The sequence below is a fragment of the Klebsiella sp. HN106 genome (genome assembly GCF_051209435.1).
GTDB classification, from domain to species: Bacteria; Pseudomonadota; Gammaproteobacteria; order Enterobacterales; family Enterobacteriaceae; genus Klebsiella; species Klebsiella oxytoca.
The window spans coordinates 793,916-817,016 of sequence record NZ_JBLURD010000002.1; the positions used below are offsets into that span (position 1 = coordinate 793,916).

Below are 23,101 nucleotides of genomic sequence, written 5' to 3' on the forward strand. Positions count from 1 at the left end.
TATGTATTAGATTCATTAAAAATTGATAGAAAAATAAGCATATCCCTCAGCCTGGCATCTGGTTTCTCTCTTTCCCATGGTGTTAGCCTTTCGCTCGAGCAAGTAGCTCGCAATTTACAATATGTCCAATAAGGGAATAAAAAATGAAAGAATTAAATATTTGCGAAATGGAATGCGTTTCCGGTGGTTTCAACCTCGTCGATGCTGCCACGAGCTTTACCAATTTCGTGGTCAACTCGGGAGTTGGTTTCAGCTCTTTTGTCGCGACCTCCGGCGCAGCCTTCGCTAACTTCGTGATCGATAGCACGGTACAGTTTGGCAAATTCCTCAGCGGTCAAGTGGACTGGAACGCTTTTGTCTCCGCAGGTCTGGATAACTGGAATGGCTTCGTTAATACGGCCTCTAACAGCTGGTCAACCTTCGTTAACAACGCAGGTTCCGACTGGAACAGCTTTATCGACGTCGCGAAAGCGTAATTATGCGGGCAGGCTATCAGCCTGCCCATTTCTACTCCGCGCTGCGACGCGGGTTAGCCCACCAGCATCGCCTGGGCGCTATAGAGTAAATCCAGATGATCGCGACACAGCGCCTCCAGCGAGGTTCTCGACTGATGGCTGGTTAAGCTCAGCGCCCCCCAGTAGAGCCCTTCCCTGTCGGACAGCGGCACCGCCAGCACCAGCATGCCAATTTCAAACTCCTGCTCAATCGCGGCATAGCCCTGCCGACGCACCTGAGCGATCTTTTCCATTAAAGCCGCTACGTCCGTTACCGTATAGGGCGTGCGCTGTTCGCGGCGGATCCGCTGCAAAACGGTTTCACATTCATCTTCCGCCAGCGAAGCCAGCCAGAGCCGCCCTCCGGCGGTACAGTAAATCGGCACCCTTTCTCCCAGACGCACTGAAGTCGAGTTAAACGGCGTATGCTTGCTGCGGGCGATATAAACCAGCTCATCGTCATCAATCACACCTACCGAAGCATGCTCTTCCGTTCGGCTGGCGATGTACTCCACGATCGGTCGCACCATCCGCGGAAACTGCGCCGAATCCACATACGCCTGCCCCAGCCTTAACGCTTTGGGCGTCAGCCAGTAGTGACGTCCGTCGGTCTGCAGATAGCGCTCATGCAGCAGCGTGAGGAAAAAACGGCGTGCGGCGCTAGGCGTCAGACCGCTCATTTTCGCCGCCTGCGGCACCGTGAGACGCGGAAACTCTTTCGAAAATAGCTGGATCAGCGCCAGCCCCTTTTGCAGGCCGACGATTAGATCGCGGGAATGAATCTGGTTTTGCATAGCTGTTCACACTTTCGCAACAATATGATCAGTTTAGCGCGATTATCGCAGTGGTGGTGCGATTAACAACCAGTATGGCCGAATTCTGCGTTGTCGCTCTCAGCTTCCGCTGAAATACTTTCACAACATTCATTTAACAAAATGAGGTTGGAAATGGTCAGTGGATTCACTCAGGTCGTCGCCGTTATCGGCCACCCGATTACCCAGGTTAAATCGCCGGAGAACTTCAACCGCTACTTTGCCGAACGACAGATGGATAGCGTCATGATCCCGGTGGATATCGCTCCGCATGCCGTTGCTGATTATCTCAATACGCTACGCGGCTGGCACAACATGAGCGGCGTGCTGGTTACCGTTCCGCATAAACAGCGTGCCGCTGCCCTGGTTGATGAGTTAACGCCGCGAGCCCGACACCTGAATGCCGTCAATGTCATCCGTAAGCTGGCCGATGGCCGTTTGCAAGGCGATATGCTGGATGGCGTCGGCTTCCAGCTTGCCGCAGAGGCGCATGGATTTAATGCCGCGGGTAAAAAGGCGCTGCTCTCCGGCTGCGGCGGCGTCGGCAGCGCAATTGCCTGGGGATTATGCGAAGCGGGCATCCTTCAGCTGGCCCTGCATGACCAGAATCCCGCTACCCTTCAGCAACTGCATAACCGACTGGCAGCCCATTTTCCCCACGTTCAGCTCAGCGACCTGCCCGCTACCCTTACTGGTCTGGATTTAGTGGTGAATGGCTCTCCGGCGGGAATGACCGGTTTCGCTTCTTTACCGCTGCCGCAGGCGCTGCTGGAAACCCTTCCCGCAGCAACGCATGTCGCTGACGTGGTAACCGCGCCGATCGTCACCCCGCTTCTGGCCTTCGCCCGCGATCGCGGCTGCACTATCCAGACCGGGCCGGAGATGGCGCTGGCGCAGATGAAACTCATGGGGCAGTTCATTGGCGCCATTCCGCAGGAACAAGGAGCGGCAGCATGAAAAGCTGGGATGTCATCGTTATCGGCAGCGGCGCAGCAGGCTTTGCCGCGGCGGTGACCGCCTGCTGTAAAGGACTGTCGGTGCTGATGCTGGAAAAAGCACCGCAGTTTGGCGGCACCTCCGCCATTTCCGGCGGCGCGGTATGGATCCACGATAGCGATCAGGCGCGAACAATGACTACAGACGATAGTCAGCAGGCAATCAAAACCTATCTGCGGACCATCATCGGCGAGCCCAACTATCGTCAGGATCTGATCGAAGCTTTTATCTCTTCGGGACGCGAAGCGCTGGCGTTTCTTGAAAAAGAGGGGGCGGTGAAATATAGCCTGCGTCCGCTTTCTCCGGATTATTACCCGGATGAACCCGGTGCCGTCGACGTCGGCCGGGCGCTGGAGGTGGTGGAGTTTGACGGGCGCAAGCTAGGCGAATATTTCCGCGATCTCCGTTCTCCTCCGCCGGGGATGCTGCTATTTGGCGGAATGATGGTTAATCGGGTCGATATCCAGCACTTTCTCGATCTGCGCCGCTCCCTGCGCTCTATCACCCACTGCGGCAAGCTGCTGCTGCGCTACGGCCGCGATCGGCTCAAATACCCTCGAGGAACACGGCTGGCGATGGGTAACGCGCTGATAGCGCGCATGGCGACGCTCGCCTTTCGCAAAGGAATGCAGCTCAGGCTCAACGTGAATGTGCTTTCGCTAAGCGAACGCAATGGCGAAATAACCGGCGTGGAAATCGAGAACGATGGGCAGCCACAGCTCCTCAAAGCCCGCTGCGGCGTGGTGCTGGCGGCGGGAGGTTTTGCCGCAGGCAAACTGGCTGAACGCTATCGCCCTGCTACTCGCGAGCACTACACCATGTCGCCCGCCGCCAACGACGGCGCCGCGCTGCGCCTTGCCGCCGCGGTCAATGCCCGCGAAGGCGCCGATCTGCCGTCTAACTTTTTCTGGGCGCCGGTCTCGGTTTTACGGCGTCCCGACGGCACGCAAGAGCGCTTCCCTCACCTGGTCACCGACCGCGCGAAACCCGGCGTCATTGCCGTTAACCAGCGAGCGGTTCGCTTCGTGAATGAATCAAATTCTTATCACCATTTCGCCAGCGCCATGCAAAGCCGGGCAGAAAACGCCCCCTGCTTCCTGATTTGTGATGCTCTGGCCATGAAGCGCTATGGCCTGGGCCTTGCGCGCCCTGCTCCGGTGAATAACGACGCGCTGGTGAAGGCGGGCTATCTGCACCAGGCCGAAACGCTGGCGGAACTGGCGCAACAGCTCGGGCTGGACCCGCAGACGTTGGCAGAAACGGTGGCACGCTATAACCGCGATGCCGCCCAAGGCCACGACCCGGAGTTCGCCAAAGGCGGCAACAGCTATAACCGCGCGATGGGCGATCCCGGCCATCGGCCAAACGCCTGTAACGCTCCGCTGACCAGCCCGCCGTTTTACGCCATTACCCTCTATACCGGCGATCTCGGCACCTCGCGCGGCCTGGTCACTACCGCCAATGCTCAGGTCATTAACCAGCAGGGGCGCCCCATTAAAGGGCTCTATGCCGTCGGTAACGATATGGATTCGATTATGGCAGGCACCTATCCCGGTCCAGGCATTACTCTCGGCCCGGCGCTCACCTTCGGCTATCTCTCAGCCAGCCATATGGCGCAACAACACGCACTCTCAACAGGAGAAAATTATGATCTATGAAAAACGTACCTACACCATTAATCCGCTGAAAATGGCCGACTGGCTGGCGTTATATAAAAGCGATGCTTACGCCGTACAAACCGAACATCTCGGCAAACTCATCGGCTTTTTCTTTACTGAAATTGGGGTGGTTAATCAAGTGGTGCATATCTGGGCCTATGAAAGCCTGGACGATCGCCTGGTGCGTCGGGCGCGCATGGCGCAGGACGAACGCTGGCTGACGTTTTCACGCAAGAACCGCGAACTGGCCGCCGTTGAGCGCCTGGAGTCGGTTCTTCTGCGCCCTACTGATTTTTCACCGCTGCAATAAGGAGTCGGTTATGAGCGGGCAGATGAACGTGGATGTTCTGGTGGTCGGCTCCGGCGCGGCGGGGCTCTCCGCCGCCGTCACTGCCGCCATTGGCGGCGCCAGCGTGCTGGTTGCGGAGAAAGAGTCGGTGATTGGCGGCACCAGCGCCTGGTCCGGCGGCTGGCTGTGGATCCCGCATAATCCGCTGGCGCGTGAAGAGGGGATTAAGGAAGAGCCCAACGCACCGCTGGTTTATTTGCAGCATGAAATGAACGGTGAACCGGCCGATGCGCGCCTGCTTGCCTACTTACGGCACGGACCGGAGATGATTGACTTTTTCCGCCGCCATACTGCCGTGCAGTTTCTTTCCGGCAGCAAAATGCCCGATTTTCATCATTCGCCGGGATCGGCCGCCGGAGGGCGCTCGGTCACGGCGCAGCCTTTCGATGGGCGGCTGCTCGGCGACTGGCTGCATCGCCTGCGCCCGCCTCTGGAGACTATCAGCCTCGCGGGGATGGGCATTGCCGGCGGCACGGATATGGCACACTTTTTCAACGCCACTCGCTCGCCGCGATCGGCGCTGTATGCCAGCCGTCGCCTGCTGCGCCACGGCTGGCAGCGACTGCGCGCCGGACGCGGACAGCATCTGGTTAACGGCAACGCTTTGGTTGCCCGGCTGCTGCGCTCGGCGCTGGATGCAGGAGTGACTTTTCAGCTTAATGCGCCGGTTGAACGGCTGCTCGCATCCGGAAACGGAGTAAAGGGCGCGATATTACGCAGCGACGACGGCCGGATAGAGGTTCGGGCCGGTGCGGTGATCCTCGCCTGCGGCGGCTTTCCTCACGACAGACAGCGCCTGGCCGAAAACGTGCCGCACGCCGCCAGCGGCTATGGCCACTTCTCCGCCGCGCCTCCGGGTAATCAGGGGGAGGGCATCCGCCTTGGCGAAACGGTCGGCGGCCAGTTTGATACCACGCTCAGGCATGCGATGGCCTGGGCGCCCGTTTCGCGCGTGACGCAGGCCAGCGGTCTGCAGCTGGTCTTCCCACATCTGGTTGAACGCGCCAAGCCCGGCTTTATTGCCGTACTGCCCAACGGTAAACGCTTTACCAATGAGGCTGATTCCTACCACGATTTTATCGCCGCGCTGCTGGAGGCCACGCCGCCTGGCGAAGCGCCACAGGCGTGGCTGATTGGCGATAGCCGTGCGCTTCGGCGCTATGGGTTAGGCCATGCCCGCCCTTTTCCTTTTGCCCCGGAGTCCTGGCGACGCACCGGCTATCTGTACGTCGGCGAGACGCTGGAAGCGCTGGCGAAAGCATGCGCTATCGATTCGCAGCAGCTGGCGGAAACGATCGCCCGTTTTAACGGTTTTGTAGACCAGGGAGAGGATAAGGATTATCAGCGCGGCGCGTCGGCATACAACCGCGCGCAGGGGGACGCCAGCCGTTCCCCTCACCCTACGCTTGGGAAACTCAGCCGCGCGCCTTTTTATGCGGTACGCATTCTGCCCGGTTCGCTGGGCTCCTTCAGCGGTTTAATTACCGATGAGAATGCGCGGGTTCTCAACGCGCAGCAGCAGCCGATTCAGGGCCTTTACGCCATCGGCAACGATATGTCGAGCGTGATGCGGGGATTCTATCCCAGCGGCGGTATCACGCTTGGTCCGGCCATGACCTTTGGCTACATGGTCGGTAAAAAACTGGCAGAAAACATTAATAAAGCAACGCAGTAAAGCATTTTACCAGGGACGGCAATACGCATAACAACAATCACCTGCAACTGTACTGGAGTCCTTTATGAACATGCGAACCCTGTCACTCGCCGCGCTTACCCTACTCGACGTCCCGCCACCGCAACAGGTGCGGATCGCGGCCCAAACCGGATTTACTCACGTCGGCCTGCGCCTGCTTCCCGCCACGGCGACCGACCCTGACTATGGCATGCTGGGCGATACTGCCGCTGTCCGCGATACCCTGGCAGCGCTGATAGAAACCGGTATTCGCGTCTCGGACGTTGAGATAGTCCGCCTGACGCCAGATTTTTCGCTGGACGCTCGTTTGCAGCTCTTTCTCCATACCGCCGCGCGTCTGGGCGCCAGACAGGTTTTAGTCGCCGGAAATGATGACAACCGCGCTCGCAGCGCGGAAAATCTGGCCCGGCTTGCCGAAGCTGGCCAGGAGTATGGTTTAACCATGAACCTGGAGCCCATGCCCTGGACACAGCTGCGCACCATCGCCGAAGCCCAGGCGCTTATCGCCGCCAGCGGCCGCCAGGATATCGGTATTTTGATCGACGCGATTCATTTCTGGCGCTCAGGCGAGTCGCTGTCTACGCTCGCCGCGCTGCCGAAAAACTGCCTCAACTATATGCAGCTTTGCGATGCCTCGCCGCAGATCCCAGCAGATGAACAGGAGCTGATTTACCAGGCCCGCGCCGCGCGTAAGGTGCCCGGCGAAGGCGGGCTCGATCTGCATGGACTGATGGCGGCGCTTCCGGCGACGCTGCCGGTTTCTATCGAGGTTCCGCTAAGCGGCGAACGCGGCGCGCTGCCGGCACTCACTCGCGCTCAGTTGCTGTTTAACGCCGCGCAGTCCTACCTGCGCCCTTGCGCATAAGGAGCATCCCATGACACAGACTCAACGCCTGGACGTCAGGGAGTTAATCAACGCCAATCCGCTCAGCCGCTTTCAAAAACTGGTGGTGTTTTTAGGCTTCTGCGTGATTGCGCTGGACGGCTTTGATATCGCCATCATGGGATTTATCGCCCCGACGCTGAAGCAGGAATGGGGAGTAAGCAACCATGAACTCGGTTTTGTCATCAGCGCCGCGCTGATAGGCCTTGCGCTGGGCGCTATATTCTCCGGGCCGCTCGCCGACTGGCTGGGGCGGAAAAAAATCATCATCAATAGCGTCTTCTTCTTCGGCTTCTGGACCATTGCCACCGCCCTTTCGCAAAACATCGAACAGATGGTGCTTTTTCGTTTTCTGACCGGGCTCGGATTAGGCGCCGCCATGCCGAATATCGGCACTCTGGTGTCGGAGTATGCGCCTGAGCGTCAGCGCTCGTTTCTGATTACGATTATTTTTTGCGGCTTCACCTTTGGCGCCGCGGCGGGAGGATTCTCCGCCTCATGGCTAATCCCGAAGTTTGGCTGGCACTCGCTGATGCTGCTCGGCGGCATCCTCCCGCTGCTGTTCGCGCCGCTCCTGATCTGGCTGTTACCGGAATCGGTGCGTTTTCTGGTGGTTAAGCGCGCGCCAGCCCGACGTATTCGGCTGATTTTGCAGCGCCTCTATCCGGGCCAAATCGCCGATGATGCCGAGTTCACTCTCCCAGCCCAGCCCGTGCAGGCAAATGCGATGCGTATCGTTCTCTCCCGCCAGTATCGCTTCGGTTCGATGATGCTCTGGCTGGTCTATTTTATGGGGCTCTTTCTGGTCTATCTTCTCGGTAGCTGGTTACCGACGCTGGTGAAAGAGGTGGGATTAACGGTTGGCCAGGCGGCGGTGATGACCGCAATGTACCAGGCGGGAGGAACCATTGGCTCGCTGTTTGCGGGCTGGTTGATGGACCGGATTAATCCGCATCGGGCGCTCGGAATGATTTACGCCGTTGGCGGCCTGTTTACGATGGCAATGGGATATGCAGCGGCAAGCTTTGCGCTCATCTGCCTGCTGGCGTTTATCAGCGGAGCCTGTTTAAACGGCGCCAATACCGGTATGAATGCGCTTTCCGCCCGCTACTATCCTACCGAAGCGCGGGCTACAGGTTCCAGCTGGATGCACGGCGTGGGCCGCATGGGCGCCATCCTCAGCGCTTTTGCCGGAGCTGAGATGCTGGCGCTGAATATTAGCTTCGAAAGCGTTTTTCTGATCCTTGGCATCCCCGCCGCGATCACCGTCGCCGGGCTCGCGGCCAAAGGAATTTTCGCGGCTGATTCGGCGCCAAAATCCACCTCCTCCACCGCCGCGTTCGGCAATACCGGTTAAATGCGTTAATCAGTCGGGCATGCTGCAGCATGCCCGACCACAAAAAAAGAAAAATTAATTTCAATTTACATTAATAATGAAAAATAAAAACCTGATGCCTTATCGATTCACTTCACAAAATCAGCACTCAAAATCACAAATGGCATATACAAGATGAATCAATGAGCGTCAAAAAAGGCAGCAAATAACCTTATTAATCAGAATGACTTGATGATTCCCCGAGCCACATCGGACGCACAATCTTTTCTATTTTTCGATCCGCCTCTCATATACAGAAGTTAAATTTCATATAACCATTGAAACGAAACAAACATTTCCTTATGTTCTGGCTGACATCAGGATAAGGTAGTGCCGGTGGAACTGGCGCTGAGGTCCTTACTTGTCCCCCCGACAAAGGAATAGACCATGAGTGAACAGCAGATCCTTATTTCTCCCGTAGCATCACGCGGCGATAAGTTAACCTGGACAACCCGAATAGCCTATGGTGGAGGCGATACCGCCTGTAACGTCGTTTTCGGCATGATCGGCACAGTTTTAACGCTTTTCTATACGGATTATGTCGGCATTAGTATCGCCACGGTCGGTCTGGTAATGCTGATCTCACGTCTGTTTGACGGTGTTTCCGATGTCATTATGGGTCTGATGGTTGAGCGCACAAACTCTCGCTGGGGAAAATCACGCCCCTGGCTGCTGTGGATGAGCGTCCCCTACGCCGTATCGGCGATTCTGCTGTTTACCGTGCCCCAAACCACCGGAACGCTGCAGTTTCTCTACCTGCTGGTAGCCTATAACTTCTGTACCACCGTGTGCTACACCGCGATCAATCTCCCCTATGGCAGCCTCTCCGCGATGATGACCCGGACCTCCTGGGAAAGGGATATGCTTAGCATCACCCGCATGTCGATGTCGCCATTTGGCCGCATCCTCGCCGTAGCTTGTACGTTGCCGCTGGTGAAATATTTCGGCGACGATCAGGCAGCATGGATTAAAACCATGGCCATCTGGGCTTTTCTGGCGCTGTTGTTACTGCTGTTTTGCTTCTACAAATGTGAAGAAAAAGTGGTTATCAAAGCGCGTGAAAAGCAGGGAAACGTAGCGGTAAAAACGCAGCTTTACGCCCTCTTCCGTAACCAGTACTTCTGGGCCAGTGCGATCCTCTGGACAGCCCAGAGCGTTTATTACACCGTGGTTGGTATCGCGCTACCTTACTACTGCCGCTACGTGCTAGGCGACGATACTTTCTACAGCTCCATTTTCGTGGCCGAAACCGCCTGCATCATTATTTTCACCTTCCTGAGTTCCGTCCCCATTCGAAAATACGGTAAACGCAATGTGGCCCTTTGCGGCATTGTGCTGGCGACCATAGGCCAGGTGCTGTTTATGTTTAATTCTGACGACTACCACTGGGCGCTGGCCAACGCCATTATTCGCGGTATCGGCTTCGCGCCGCTGAATGCCGTGCTATTCGGCTTCTGCGGCGACGCCGTCGAATACGGCCAGTGGAAAACGCGCGTCCGCCAGGAGGGAATGATCTTCTCTGCGGGGTCTGTCGGTACGAAGCTCGGCGCAGGCATTGCCGCCGCGGTTATCTCCGGCCTGTTAAGCCTCTCGGGCTACGTCAGTTCCAGCAGCGGATCCGGCGTTCAACCGCAAAGCGCTATCGACATGATTAATAACGTTTATCTCTACGGCTCGTTCTTCCTGTGGATTGTGGTCATCATCACCCTGCTGTTTTATCGGCTGGATAAACAGTACCCACAGATTATGCAAGAGCTGAAAGAGCGCGAGGCGCGTGGAGAAATGTAAAGCCCGAAACCCGGTCCGCGCTCTCCGGGTGCGGGCTATCCAGAAGAACATCTGAAATCCGAAGTCTCTATTTAGAGGAGTGCATCATCATGTTAAACGGCATGAAACCCTTATCTCGCTCCCTGCGCTGGGGAATGGTCGGCGGCGGCGGCACCAGCCAGATTGGCTACAGCCACCGCTGTGCAGCGCTGCGCGACAATGTCTTTACCCTGCTGGCCGGCGCGCTCGATATTGATGCCGAACGCGGCCGTCAATTTGGCGAGCAGCTCGGAATCGCCCCCGAGCGCTGCTACGCCGACTATCAAACGCTATTTGCAGAGGAAGCCAAACGCCCTGACGGCATTGAAGCCGTTTCGGTCACTACGCCGAACAATACCCATTTCGCGATCACCAAAGCAGCGCTGGAAGCGGGGCTGCACGTTATCTGCGAAAAACCGCTGTGCTTTACCGCCGCCGAGGCCCGCGAGCTGCTGGCGCTGAGCAAAAAGCAGAACAAAATAATCGGCGTTACCTACGGCTACGCCGGGCACCAGATGATTCAGCAGGCGCGGCAGATGATCGCGGAGGGTATGCTCGGGGAGATCCGCATTATCAATATGCAGTTTGCCCACGGTTTTCATAATGAAGCCGTTGAACTGCAGGCTGAATCTACCCGCTGGCGGGTAACGCCCAAATATGCCGGCCCTAGCTACGTGCTGGGGGATCTGGCGACTCACCCGCTATTTATTGCGGAAACCATGGTGCCAAATCTGAATATCACCCGGCTGATGTGCGCACGTCAGAGCTTCGTCAAATCGCGCGCGCCGCTGGAAGATAACGCCTTCGTGCTGATGGAATATAATAATGGCGCCGTCGGTTCACTGTGGACCAGCGCAGTCAACAGCGGCGCTATGCACTCACAAAAAGTCCGCGTCATTGGCGAAAAAGCCAGCCTTGAGTGGTGGGATGAGCGCCCAAATCAGCTCAGCTATGAGGTGCAGGGCGAACCCGCGCGCGTTCTGGAACGTGGAATGCCCTATTTAAGTCCGCAGGCGCTGGCAGACGACCGCATCGGCGGCGGCCACCCGGAAGGGCTGTTTGAGGCATGGGCCAACCTTTACCGCCGTTACGCCATCGCTATCGATGCAATGGATCGCAGTGACCAGGCGTTTCTGGATAACTTCTGGTATCCGGACGTCGAAGCCGGGCTCCACGGGGTCTACTGGGTTGAGCAATGCGTCAAATCCGCCGATGCAGGCGGCCAATGGGTTGATTTTAACTGCCAATAATCTCCGCTAGCCGGCGGAGCCCGCTCCGCTGGTTTCTTTTTGTCTACCGCCCTCACCTCATCGTGCAACACAGCAGTAATATCTGTTAAACAAACATCTATTTACGCTTCTGGCTCCCCCCACTACACTAGGCGCAGTTTTTAGATTGAGGTGGTAATGAACGATAACAAAATGACGCCAGGCGAACTGCGCGCAACCTGGGGTCTGGGGACCGTTTTCTCTCTGCGCATGCTCGGCATGTTTATGGTCCTGCCGGTTCTGACCACTTATGGCATGGCGCTCCAGGGCGCAAGTGAAGCCCTTATTGGCCTGGCTATAGGCATCTATGGACTGGCGCAGGCAATATTCCAGGTTCCTTTTGGCCTCCTCTCCGATCGCATTGGCCGTAAACCGCTTATCGTCGGCGGCTTGTTAATCTTCGTTCTCGGCAGCATTATCGCCGCGCTTTCCGAATCGATCTGGGGCATTATTCTTGGCCGCGCGCTGCAAGGCTCCGGAGCGATTGCCGCAGCGGTAATGGCGCTGCTTTCCGACTTAACCCGCGAACAGAATCGCACTAAAGCCATGGCGTTTATCGGCGTCAGCTTTGGTATTACCTTCGCCATCGCCATGGTCCTCGGACCTATTATCACCCACCAGTTAGGCCTGCACGCCTTATTCTGGATGATTGCCGCTCTGGCGATGCTCGGGATTCTGCTTACGCTGTGGGTTGTGCCAAATAGCCATAATCACGTGCTTAACCGTGAATCCGGTATGGTGAAAGGCTGCTTTAGCAAAGTGCTTGCCGAGCCAAAACTACTGAAGCTCAATTTCGGCATTATGTGCCTGCATATTATGCTGATGTCCACCTTTGTTGCCCTGCCGGGTCAGTTGGAAGCTGCCGGTTTTCCCGCAGCTGAGCACTGGAAAATCTATCTGGTCACCATGCTGGTCTCTTTTGTTGCCGTGGTGCCGTTTATTATTTACGCCGAAGTAAAGCGCAAAATGAAGCGCGTTTTTCTGCTCTGCGTTGCCATTTTACTGATCGCCGAGATCGTACTTTGGGGAGCGGGAGGCTATTTCTGGGAACTGGTTGCCGGCGTTCAGCTATTTTTCCTCGCGTTTAACCTGCTCGAAGCGTTACTGCCTTCGTTAATCAGTAAAGAATCACCTGCCGGCTACAAAGGAACAGCGATGGGGATTTACTCTACCAGCCAGTTTCTTGGAGTCGCGATTGGCGGTTCGCTAGGCGGCTGGGTAGACGGCTTTTTTGATTCACAAACCGTTTTCCTGCTTGGCGCCCTGCTGGCAATGCTGTGGTTACTGGTGGCCAGCACCATGAGCGAACCGCCTTACGTTAGTAGCCTGCGGGTCGAGATCCCTGCCGACGTGGTGGCGGATGAAATGCTACAGCAACGGCTACAGGCTCAAGCAGGAGTTAAAGAGGTACTGGTAGTTAACAACGAACGTTCGGTGTATATCAAAATCGACAGTAAGGTGACTAACCGCTTTGAGATTGAGCAGGTGATTAAGCAGGGGGCAGTTCAGACCGTTCCCGCGTAAAGTGGTTAAGCAGCCAGGGACATGGTACGTGGCAGGTATGATGTCCCTGCTGCGTACTGGCGAAAGCTTGCGTGACGGTCTCCCCTCCCAATTATCTTCGCCGCTTTAAGCGTTGGTTTAGCGTTATCCCTCTCATCTTCTTTAAGCTAACGCTACGTTTCAAATCCCCACTTCACCTCCCCATAAGAGGGCTGAGCCCAGGCAGACAAGCAGAAAGCGGCATGAGATGCTTCGCAATAAACGCACCGGGAGGATAGCAGCGCCGCTCAGTCTCTGGGATTATCACCGTGCAGCTGTTCTGACCTGGTGATAAACATCAAAAACAACTTTTTTGAAATAGGTAAAGGACAAACATGAACTGCCTGAGGGATTATCTATATTAGAACGAAGAAAGCGACGGTGAATTATAGATAGCTTATTTTTATGGATAGCAGTATAGGGCCATTCACATAAAACAATCTAACATCACTATGTGAATTCATAATACCCGCAGCATAAAATTTAAAAATTACGTTCTAAAAATGCCACATAGCGATTACTTTCAGTAAGAGAGATAAAAGATTGGTAGTAAACCCATATCCATAAAATATAAAATCAATCAATTATAAAAAACGCAATTATTCGGAATTTTTATTAGAAGCACGAATTTATCATCACGTTAACTATTCATAATGAATTACCGGTTCATTTAAATATTCACTATTATCAAAACAAAGCCCTGGTTAATATTTACGAGGGTGTACTCAGCTTGCCCGCAACTAAGTAATTATAAATAGTAATAGCACAGGAATAAAAAATGAAAGAATTAACACAATATGAAATGGAAAATATCTCGGGTGCTGGCCTCTTTGACCTGCCTTGTGCCCTGGTTGATTTCACTATTCAATCCGCACTTGGACTGATGAAAGTCGGCTTTGATGGCTCCCTTACCATTGCCAAAACGGCGCTGGAAACCTCTCTGGATATGCTTAGCAACTTGCTGAGTGGCTCCCCATCCAGTATTGGTAGCATACTGGCAGATCACCTGAATTCAATGATGTATGAAAAATCAGGTATCTGGTCAAACTTCGTCTATGATGCAGCGACGAACTGGGGCGACGTAGTTTCTTCTTTACAGAAATAAAAAACCAAGCCAGTCAGGGAACTGACTGGCTTTATCCATTCAACAATACATCTTTTCAGATTAACATTCACATATAATCTACATCCGCTCATTCAGGATTGTAAACTGCAATGCTGTCGTGCATATCTCCTTAGTAAGTTTTATTTCATTTTAACGTTCAATTCGATCGCAACGAAAATACATATCACATGCGACGATATAATCATTATGCCAATGCCAGTAAGCATGTAGATAGAAATAAAAAAATGAAGGCAGAGAGCAGGATAAAAAATAAAATTCAAAATAAATACTCAATCCCGAAAATGCCAAAATGACATTGAGCAATACAATCCAAATAAACTGAGTGATTAAAACCATGAATAATCTAAGCCACATCGCTTTATTATAGAGCCATGGCCAGGGGATTGACTTTGATAGATGGAAGTCAAATTCCCTCAGGAACAATCGCCCGAGAAAAATGTAGCGTTTCGATGGACGGATGAAGATCATATCTAAAAACAAAACAATAACGCAAAGAATAAACATCGCTATCATTAATCTGGCTGAAAAAAAACCATCCGCCAAAGAAAAATCATCCTCATTTGCTAACGGGCTGACTATCAAGCTATTCATTAAAAAGGTGATAAAAAGATTAAAACCGACGTAATGATGTAGATTGCGCCAGACTACCTTTTGGGCAGTAAAATCCTTCATTCGCTTCACATAGCTATAACGTGCATATTTAAACGCCAGGTAAATAGCCAATGGCGAAATAATAGCAATACAAAGTAGTGCATGACCCGATGACATAAACGACAGGCAGCTCGTAATGAGAAGATAAAAGATCGCAAAGTATGAGAAGGTAACCACTGCCGGATGCCACAAAAACGCCTCATACGAGGATATAGCTTTCCCCTGAAAACAGGAAAAATCTATATGCTTCATGACACATTTATAACCCCAATAGTTTTTCAGCTCGTAAATAAAAGAAAAGACAATTAATGCCAGGATAACGCTCAGGCTCAATACATTACTTGGCAGTAAGTTATAACCATTGTTTTTCCAGAAAAGGAAAAGTAAAAACATAGTTAAAAGATAAAGATAAATAATCACTCGTTTATCCTGATAACGAGTAAATGTTAAATAGTCAGGGATCATAGCGCCTCCATTACAAGCCAATCAGCTTTCTACAATGCACGACATTTTCTGGCGCGAAACGCCGGAAGTCATAAAGGAGTTGTCCTAAATAAGCTTTATTGCTGAACTCCAGAAAAGTTACCGGCTGAGAATTCTGTAAATGAGCCGTAAGAGATTTTGACCATTGCACCGTATGCGTCAGATGTAGAGCCAGATTTTCTTTGATCTGCTCAGGAAGGAATTCTGCTTGCCCGGTAACATTCATCAGCACGCTGTATTTAGGCGAACAAATATCGATTTTTTGCAAAAAATCGCGCATCATCTGAACACCATCGGCCATCAGACGCGTATGCCATGCGCCGCTAACCCCCAGTTTAACCGCCTCTAAACCGGCACCATAAAGGATCTGTGAGATACGGCCCAGATCAGCAGTCGTGCCACCGATAACCTGCTGACGACAGCTGTTATCACAACTCACCTCGACAGGTATACCAGATGCGGAAATCATGTTAGTTAAGGTTTCAAAATCAGCGCCCTTAACCGCGAGCATAGCTCCTTTATGAATTTTACTTAAATCATTCATAATCTTTGAACGGGTATGTATCATCCTAAAAAGCGCCTCCAGGTTAAATGCACCCGCAGCGAAAAGCGCGCTGTACTCGCCAACGCTATGCCCGCAAGAACCCACGATTGGCAAATCAGGCATTTTTTCCAGACAGAGGCAATAGAGCGTCACGTTAATAGCCGTAACGGCAACTTGCTGAGCCGTTGTCTGGACCAGGCGACTCATCGGCCCGCGCTCGCATAAACGGCGAATATCAATTTGGGTAATATCGCTCGCGCAGTCCCAAATATTTTTTGTGACTGCATTCAGATCCCACAAATCAGACCCCATTCCAATAACAGGGTTACCTTGTCCTGCAAAGATAAGAGCGACAGAAGGTGTTGATAGCTGTGATACCATAAAATATCCTTATAAATAGTATTTAAAACCGACATAAATGCTTAGTGTTTCACCAAATAGCGCAAACTCTGATTCAGAACCTCCCAGGGAGCTGTATGCGCCGGCATATAACTCAAACGGCGCCCACTTACCTTGCAAGGGTTTAATAAAATGGGCCCCAAATAATACGCTGCCATCCGCTATATTTATCATTGCATAGGGTTGCAGGGTGGACTGGTCATTATTACGCAGACTAAAATAGGTATTAAAGTAATGTTTGGATAACAGCATGCCTTTATTTGAAGTGTTACCAATCTCTGAGGCCATAAGATACTTATAGCTATCAAACGCCCGGTCTAAAAAATCGTAGCCAGTCCTGTATCCCATCAAGCGAATGAAATCAATCTGCTCCTGCCAGGCCTTTTTCGAATATCCCTCACTCTGAAAATAGTATTCTAAGCCGAATACGCTAAAGCTATCAGTTGTATACTGCCCGCCAAGCGCAAACTCAACGCCTTGTTTATCCTCCACAGAATAGAGTGAGGATGGAAATGAGCCAGCCAGTACGGCCTCTTTTTTATCATTTGAGAAGTGACGCCACTGCTGGCCTTTATGCCAGGAAAACTCAGCATTAATTAAAAACTGTGATGTATAATTATATAGTTCTGATAATGAAAACGCCGGATTATCGCCTAATAGTAAATTAGCGGACAGGCGATGACTAGCTAGTCGGTAATCATTATAAGTTAATAGGTAACGCTCTTCACTATTTGAGCGTTGTGCTGCAGACCAGTTGCCTGATGATTCATAGTACTTATCGATACTGCTCAATCTGGGAGCTAGCGTAAGTAAAAAATTATAATCCTGATACTCTTTAGATAATGTGCCCCCCCAAAATGATTCGCTATAAGCTGATTCCATTGCTGGCCCATATATTCGGTTTGTTTTAAAACCGGAATAATAATTTGTCAGCAATGTAGCGGGGGATCTTAAGAAAAAGGCCCCTTTTGAAGGTCTCAGCTTCCCTCCTTCCAGGCGTGTTGTATCAGATAAAGCATAGGTAAAACGCAGTCGATCTATCATTATCCTTGCACGATTTTTATCTTTTTCAAAGACTCCGGGACTGCGAATCGGATAATAACCTAAAGAATAAAATGAAAAATCCATATTGAGATTATTATCCACTAGATCGCACTGACCTTTTATGCCTAACGCAATATCATTATAAACATTGTCGGCCACGTACGGATTGCGACCATCAATTTTCCAGATTGACGGTTCTTTATTTACATATGAAATCTGCGCTGCCAAAGTAACATCCATATTATCTTGCAACACACTTGCGGACAGACAGTGTCCCTGAACCAGGGTAGAGACTAAAGTAAAAAAGGGAATAAGGACGTAGAGAGATATTTTCATTGCCCCCCCCTTAACATCGCCTCTTTTGTAAAAAAATACTCAGGTAATTTTTCCAGTCTTACGTTACTATATTTCATCACTGAATAGCCTTTTGCATATCGAGCACTCTGTACGACAATTTCAGATGGCCGATATTTACCTAAAATTTTCTGGTAATTTTTATAGGAGACTTTTTTGAGCAATTGGTTATCAAGGGAGTAATAAGATGCCTGGTAAGGCCTGAAATCATCTCCTTGTTCTACAAGGTATATCACCTTTGGATAAGTTACCTTATCCGATTTGCGTATCAGTGATAGTCTATAACAGACTTTCTGTCCGCAAGGTTCAGTACCTTCGATTGTAGAATCGTAGGCGTACTCAAAATTAGTGACGATAACGTCTGCATTTGAGATTTGCCCACTCAGCCTTTGTGCCGGTGAAATAGGTATCGGTTTTCGTAGTTCAGGTGTATAAAACCAGAGATCGTACCAATCAGAAAGCATAATCTTCCCTTTATCCCGTGGAGGATAAATAAACCGGACTAAAGAACGCGCATCTGCCCGCGAGCCATTTTCAGGTTTCATAAAACGCATTGACACATCGAGAATTTGTTTACTCTCCGGCTGCTCGCCACCCTCTTTATATTCAAGAACAGTTACCGTATAGCGGAAAGGTACATTAGGCGAACGTATATCATCAGCCAAACGTATAATATCTATAGCCTGAGGTGCCGGAGTCTCGGCTATTACCCAGGATGAAGAAAAAAAAGTAATAAGAATAAGTAAGCGCAGTTTCAGGTGTTTCATACTCATTCCTCAGGAATATTTAAACGCCGCAGAAATATTGAGCCGTGATGCGCGATACGAAGGAAGAACAGACGCAAGAGCTGACGTTAAAATCGGTAAAACCAGCGTAGTCCAGAAAAGCTCGACATTATCAATCTTAATAAACGCAGTATATCCTATCGATTGACCCGGGGATGGCGGCATAGCAATCCCATAAACATTGATCATCGCAGCTAAACAATATCCCACCAAAACACTCCCCATGGCACCAAACACGCCAATAAAAACACCTTCCAGCCAAAATAATAATGTCACATGGGAGGCCTCAAGACCAATGGCTCTCAGGGTGGCTATTTCACGCGTTCTCTCAGCAATATTCATCGTTATTGAATTACCAATCATAAACACGACAATAAGCGCGACAATAAGTTTGATAAAGAAATATATGCCTGAGAGCATTCCCTCGACCTGTTGATAAAAAATAGATGTTTCTTTCCAGTCCTTCACAACCAGCGGCAACTTATTGTCAACAATATATTTATTCAACTTAACTATAAATTCATCAACATTATTATTATTCAGCAATATAAGTACTTTACTCACGCCATCTGTGCCCATAATCCTTTGTGCTGTATCTAGCGGAACCTTCAATGCTACATCATCATAATCTTTAATACCGGATGCAAATATCCCACGCAATTTTAACGATAAAGCTCCCTGGCCACCTGATGTATTAACTACCATCACATCAAGCCAGTCGCCATAACCCGCGGCAAGAGTTTTTGCCAGCCCGCTGCCTATTGTGATTTCATTACGTTTTGCGCGCGATAAATCACTGCCTAAAATGATTTTATCAAAGGCACCCAGTTTCAAGGCAGGTAAAGGCTCGACCCCCTGAGCAGAAAAATAGCTTGAGGTTTCATTTTCATATTGAGAAATAACTCCTGTAAACTCAAGCTGCCCTGAAAGGGTGGATATATCATTAGCTAGCGAAGAATTATGCATAATATCATTTTTTAGAGCAGCATAATTATTGATGAGATGTTTACTCTTGTTTGCAGTATCAAAGTACTCCTTGTTATAAACTTGTACATGACCAATGTTTGTGCGGATTGTTTGCTGCTGGAGAATCCAGAAAGAATAATTAATAAAGCCGCCATATAAAAATATGGCAACACCACCAAGAATTATCGCACAAATTGTTGACAAAGTTCTTCTGCGATGCCTTAATAAATTCAAAAAAGAAAACTTAGCATCACGGAAGCGGAAAACGACACAATAGATGATAAATAAAACAATTATAAGCACAAAACCATTTACAAAGATCATATTCATTGACATTTATTTGGCCCTCATAAGGGGTATAATAATTTGCGTAACTTCATCAAGTTCCCAGGTAGATGAACCGTTATAAGCCATATCAATTTTTTTATTTGGATTATCCACCTGTAATATTGATAATAATTGGCCAGCCTGTTGATAAAGTTTACAGTTATAAAATGCTCTGTAGCGCATATCATTGACGTTATCTCGAATTCTGCTACTTAATTCTTGTTTTAGCAGTATGTCTGTGTCCTCGAGGGTAATAACGCAGCGTCCCAACTCGGCGGGTAGGTACGCATCGACCTTGGCACGCAGATATCTGATGAGTGGTATGTTTTGATTTAAATCCACAGCTTCATCGAGATAAAAGAAGCCTGTTTTAGCATACTCTGAAGCCTTAATAATATCATTAGTGGCCAAAAAATAGTTTGCTTGCCTCAACATCCCGTAGGCATAAAAAACCAGCGAAGCAATATTTCCGGTCTTTTTGAACTCATCGGATAGAGATTGAGTAGTTTTTGCTAACACGTCAGGCTGAGTTGGAAACCCATTATGGAGTATGCTTTCAACTACAGGCGTATAAGTGGGAGCCGCCGTGGCGGCTACAATAACCAGAGACAGGCTCAGGCACAGTAACCTGAAGAAATTATTCATATGAATCATAAGCTAATTCTCCATCACGGATTTCCACCACTCGGCGCGCACGTTCCGTTAGCTGGGTGGAGTGGGTCGATATAATAAAAGTGGTGCCCGTTTGATGATTGATATCTAGTAAAAGATCCAGAATTGCGTCTCCCGTCGCCAGGTCGAGATTTCCCGTAGGTTCATCTGCAACGACAATCTGAGGTTCATGTGCGAGTGCTCTTGCTATGGCGACACGCTGTTGTTGCCCGCCAGATAGCTGCCCCGGTTTCCGGTCTTCCAGGCCGGATAAACCCACGCTATTCAGAAAATGGAGGGTTCGCTCCTTTGCAGTTCTGGCATCGAAATGGCCATTAAGTATCAATGGATAAAAAACATTATCAAACACGTTAAGTACCGGGATTAAATTAAAGAACTGGAAAATAAATCCCAGATGCTTACTACGTATTGCTGCCAGATTTCTCTCTGACAATGCATTCATATTTTTATTGAGAAAGAAAACATGCCCTGCGGAGGGTTTATCAATTCCGGATAATATATTTAACAATGTGCTTTTACCACTCCCAGAAGGCCCACATAAAGCCATAAACTCGCCAGCAGCGATATCAACATTGATATTTTTAAGTGCAACAACCTCGTTCTCGCCCATTCCATAATTTTTATAAATACCATGCAAAGAAATAGCTGGCAATTCTTTAATATTAGCTCTCACTGTGGCCTCATGGTTAATACCAGGTATCAAAATAAGTTAAGCCGCCATTATAATCGGGCAAGATTGTTCTCATGCGACCACCCTTAAAAGCGTGCTGAAAAATATGATGCCAGCTCAAAGCAGGCGTTATGCAACCACTAGAACCATATTTCTTTTCAAGATCGAGTAATTTTACAGGATGGTTAAAAAATGGCGTTATCGAACTGGCCCTGCCGGAAAATGCAACCAGATCAATATCTGATGCATAATTTTTTTGATACTGTGATGAGTCTGCGCTAAAATAGGGCCCGCAGTTTACTTTTAGATCACCAGTTGTTTGACTGAAAATAAAACATCCTACGCGTTCGATTGATAAATTCATCCCAGGAATTTTTCGAGATTCTTTCATTTTACTACGAGGATTAATATTTGTTGCGGTAAACGCTAACAATGGTATGGCACGATAACCACCACAAACAATGACAAAATCAAAGATATCCCAGCTTAAATAGTCTTGCGCCAGGCGCATTGCCTGAATCAGCGCATTTTTTTCACCGCGGATTTTGCATGTCACATTATCTACAGAAAACTTTTTTACTAAATTTTTTGGTAGTGTATCAATGGTAGATAAATGCAGCGTACTTATATCATATTCAAAGCCAGCCGCTTCTCCCCATGAGTCAACATAGATAAAAGCAGTTCGTGATTTCATCAATAGCATACGTTCCTTCTGAGGCAACGCCTGCATTGCGACATCGGATACTTTTTCTAACGCAGAGATATACGCCATGTAATTAGTTCTGTTCACTACTTCTTTGTCATAGGCATCTGCGCGAGTACCAAATCGTTTAAAAGCCCAGCTATTTGTATCGGTATTTTTCAAAGCTATATCATAGGAATGTGCTTCCCAAACATTTAGCCAACTGGGACTGTATAAAAATAAAGGTGCCTCGGGCTCCATAAGAGACAACGATAATAAATGCATAGCATCATCCATTTAGCTAGCTTCCCTGGCGGTATTGGACAGCAAAGCTGCGATAATAGAACCATCTACCCCTAAGCCGGTTTTAAGCAAATGACTCTTGTGATGTTTTATTACTCCCGGCCCGGTAAGAAAGTGGTGAGCTATACCATTAACAATGGGTTCATTAATTACCGGTTTTATTAACTCATGACAACTTACTGAATGATGACCAATTATTAAATCTACCAATCCTGAACCAGTAGCGGTATAACCTATTTGCCCTTTGTAAGCGAGGACTGGTAGCATATTCTCCCCTGCCAGAATAGCAATAGCTTTCGCTTCAATGCTGTCACTGAACGCTGTACCATTACCATGAGGGATAAAAGCGCACACGTCCTCAATTTTAACTCTCGTATCATTCAAGAGTTGGTTGACTAGTTTTAATATACAGGTACTCTGCCAGTAAACATCGTTACTTCTACTGGCATTAATCTGTTTATAAGCCGTCTTGATACTCACTCCATCAACAAGTTGTCGAGCCAGGCGATGATGGTCACTTTCAAGTACCAGAACGCTATAACCTTCAGCAAAGATCACCCCTTTGCTATTTACACCAAACGGTTGAACAAGATCCGTATCCAACATTGATTGAGTTGAGAGAAACCAAATATCCTGAGATTTTACCTGGGATATATTAATAATGAGAGCAAGCTCTATACCACCGCGCTCAATTGCATGGCTTGCCAGATGAACGGCTGTAAGCCCGGAGTTACTGGTGCAATTAATATTCGGTGGTAGATACCGCAAACGATATTTTTTAGCCAAAAGCTCTGCAATTATATCCTGAGACATATTTTTGGCGCATAAATTGGTTATTGAAGGAGTCAGCGCGAGATCTTCAATATCATTATAAGTAGCGAAAGAACGATAATCTATAGCATCAACTCGAGGCCCTATACCAGTAATATAGACTCTGATATTATCTTCTCGAAGACAATTCTCATCCAGCATTGACTGCCTTAAGGCCTCATCAATTAGGCGATAGAGTAATTCAGGAATGCTATCATTACTATATTTCATCTTTGCAACATTGACATTACCACGAAGCCCACATTTAATAGCTTCATCATTCGACTTGAACCAAGGCGCGGTTTTGACACGCTTTCCCTGTTTCAGATTTGCAATGAGCTGTGAACCATCATCGGCAAATGGTAAATGAACGCTATAACCAGAAATAATAGACTTCCTGTCCATCGTA

Annotated in this window: 21 protein-coding genes; 11 read left to right on the forward strand and 10 right to left on the reverse strand. The window is 49.6% G+C overall.

The window, feature by feature from the left end; translation table 11 throughout:
* Positions 1-143: 143 nt before the first annotated feature.
* A complete protein-coding gene (locus tag ACSIPU_RS10305) occupies positions 144-476 on the forward strand; it encodes a hypothetical protein (protein WP_004099519.1) in 333 nt (110 codons plus the stop codon).
* 53 nt (positions 477-529) lie between these two features.
* Here the strand turns inward: ACSIPU_RS10305 and ACSIPU_RS10310 are convergent, their stop codons facing one another.
* Positions 530-1,288, reverse strand: coding sequence for an IclR family transcriptional regulator domain-containing protein (locus ACSIPU_RS10310; protein ID WP_004099518.1), 759 nt, complete (start codon positions 1,286-1,288; stop codon positions 530-532).
* Between the two features lie 153 nt (positions 1,289-1,441).
* On the opposite strand from ACSIPU_RS10310, the gene ACSIPU_RS10315 reads away from it, so the two are divergent.
* The 10 genes from ACSIPU_RS10315 (at position 1,442) to ACSIPU_RS10360 (ending at position 13,981) form a co-directional block, all read left to right on the forward strand.
* Entirely contained in the window at positions 1,442-2,263 is an 822-nt protein-coding gene (locus ACSIPU_RS10315; RefSeq protein ID WP_017146498.1) for a shikimate dehydrogenase family protein, read from the forward strand.
* On the forward strand, positions 2,260-3,960 hold the full coding sequence (locus tag ACSIPU_RS10320; protein ID WP_024273843.1) for an FAD-dependent oxidoreductase: 1,701 nt from the start codon (positions 2,260-2,262) through the stop codon (positions 3,958-3,960). The genes ACSIPU_RS10315 and ACSIPU_RS10320 overlap by 4 nt, the downstream gene beginning before the upstream one ends.
* Complete coding sequence (locus ACSIPU_RS10325) at positions 3,950-4,270, forward strand: NIPSNAP family protein (RefSeq protein ID WP_004099512.1); 321 nt, start codon at positions 3,950-3,952, stop codon at positions 4,268-4,270. Before ACSIPU_RS10320 ends, ACSIPU_RS10325 begins: the two co-directional genes overlap by 11 nt.
* A 10-nt stretch (positions 4,271-4,280) precedes the next feature.
* A complete protein-coding gene (locus ACSIPU_RS10330; protein ID WP_017146500.1) occupies positions 4,281-5,984 on the forward strand; it encodes an FAD-dependent oxidoreductase in 1,704 nt (567 codons plus the stop codon).
* A gap of 64 nt (positions 5,985-6,048) precedes the next feature.
* On the forward strand, positions 6,049-6,867 hold the full coding sequence (locus tag ACSIPU_RS10335) for a sugar phosphate isomerase/epimerase family protein (RefSeq protein WP_017146501.1): 819 nt from the start codon (positions 6,049-6,051) through the stop codon (positions 6,865-6,867).
* A 10-nt stretch (positions 6,868-6,877) separates the two neighbouring features.
* Positions 6,878-8,242 (forward strand): MFS transporter, encoded by a 1,365-nt coding sequence (locus ACSIPU_RS10340; RefSeq protein ID WP_004099507.1) that lies wholly within the window; start codon positions 6,878-6,880, stop codon positions 8,240-8,242.
* Between the two features lie 405 nt (positions 8,243-8,647).
* Positions 8,648-10,048, forward strand: coding sequence for an MFS transporter (locus tag ACSIPU_RS10345; protein WP_017146502.1), 1,401 nt, complete (start codon positions 8,648-8,650; stop codon positions 10,046-10,048).
* An 89-nt stretch (positions 10,049-10,137) separates the two neighbouring features.
* Positions 10,138-11,316, forward strand: coding sequence for a Gfo/Idh/MocA family protein (locus tag ACSIPU_RS10350; protein WP_017146503.1), 1,179 nt, complete (start codon positions 10,138-10,140; stop codon positions 11,314-11,316).
* A gap of 156 nt (positions 11,317-11,472) precedes the next feature.
* Positions 11,473-12,858, forward strand: coding sequence for an MFS transporter (locus ACSIPU_RS10355; RefSeq protein ID WP_004099503.1), 1,386 nt, complete (start codon positions 11,473-11,475; stop codon positions 12,856-12,858).
* A gap of 796 nt (positions 12,859-13,654) precedes the next feature.
* On the forward strand, positions 13,655-13,981 hold the full coding sequence (locus tag ACSIPU_RS10360; RefSeq protein WP_004099502.1) for a hypothetical protein: 327 nt from the start codon (positions 13,655-13,657) through the stop codon (positions 13,979-13,981).
* 150 nt (positions 13,982-14,131) lie between these two features.
* On the opposite strand, the gene ACSIPU_RS10365 is transcribed toward ACSIPU_RS10360, so the two are convergent.
* The 9 genes from ACSIPU_RS10365 to ACSIPU_RS10405 form a co-directional block, all read right to left on the reverse strand.
* The gene (locus tag ACSIPU_RS10365) at positions 14,132-15,118 is read right to left on the reverse strand and encodes a hypothetical protein (protein WP_004099501.1); all 987 of its coding nucleotides are present in this window, start codon (positions 15,116-15,118) and stop codon (positions 14,132-14,134) included.
* Between the two features lie 10 nt (positions 15,119-15,128).
* Positions 15,129-16,061, reverse strand: coding sequence for an ACP S-malonyltransferase (locus ACSIPU_RS10370; RefSeq protein WP_004099500.1), 933 nt, complete (start codon positions 16,059-16,061; stop codon positions 15,129-15,131).
* A 9-nt stretch (positions 16,062-16,070) separates the two neighbouring features.
* Complete coding sequence (locus ACSIPU_RS10375) at positions 16,071-17,459, reverse strand: hypothetical protein (protein WP_004099499.1); 1,389 nt, start codon at positions 17,457-17,459, stop codon at positions 16,071-16,073.
* On the reverse strand, positions 17,456-18,244 hold the full coding sequence (locus tag ACSIPU_RS10380; RefSeq protein ID WP_004099497.1) for an outer membrane lipoprotein-sorting protein: 789 nt from the start codon (positions 18,242-18,244) through the stop codon (positions 17,456-17,458). Before ACSIPU_RS10380 ends, ACSIPU_RS10375 begins: the two co-directional genes overlap by 4 nt.
* Positions 18,245-18,253: 9 nt before the next feature.
* Positions 18,254-19,564 carry an ABC transporter permease gene (locus ACSIPU_RS10385; protein ID WP_196557687.1) on the reverse strand — a complete coding sequence of 437 codons (1,311 nt, stop codon included), beginning with the start codon at positions 19,562-19,564 and terminating at the stop codon, positions 18,254-18,256.
* On the reverse strand, positions 19,565-20,209 hold the full coding sequence (locus tag ACSIPU_RS10390) for a hypothetical protein (RefSeq protein ID WP_004099495.1): 645 nt from the start codon (positions 20,207-20,209) through the stop codon (positions 19,565-19,567).
* Positions 20,193-20,837: an ABC transporter ATP-binding protein gene (locus ACSIPU_RS10395; RefSeq protein ID WP_371297964.1), complete on the reverse strand. Its 645-nt coding sequence runs from the start codon at positions 20,835-20,837 to the stop codon at positions 20,193-20,195. Before ACSIPU_RS10395 ends, ACSIPU_RS10390 begins: the two co-directional genes overlap by 17 nt.
* 76 nt (positions 20,838-20,913) lie before the next feature.
* On the reverse strand, positions 20,914-21,876 hold the full coding sequence (locus ACSIPU_RS10400) for a hypothetical protein (RefSeq protein ID WP_004099493.1): 963 nt from the start codon (positions 21,874-21,876) through the stop codon (positions 20,914-20,916).
* On the reverse strand, positions 21,877-23,097 hold the full coding sequence (locus tag ACSIPU_RS10405; protein ID WP_004099492.1) for a beta-ketoacyl synthase N-terminal-like domain-containing protein: 1,221 nt from the start codon (positions 23,095-23,097) through the stop codon (positions 21,877-21,879).
* Positions 23,098-23,101 lie beyond the last annotated feature (4 nt).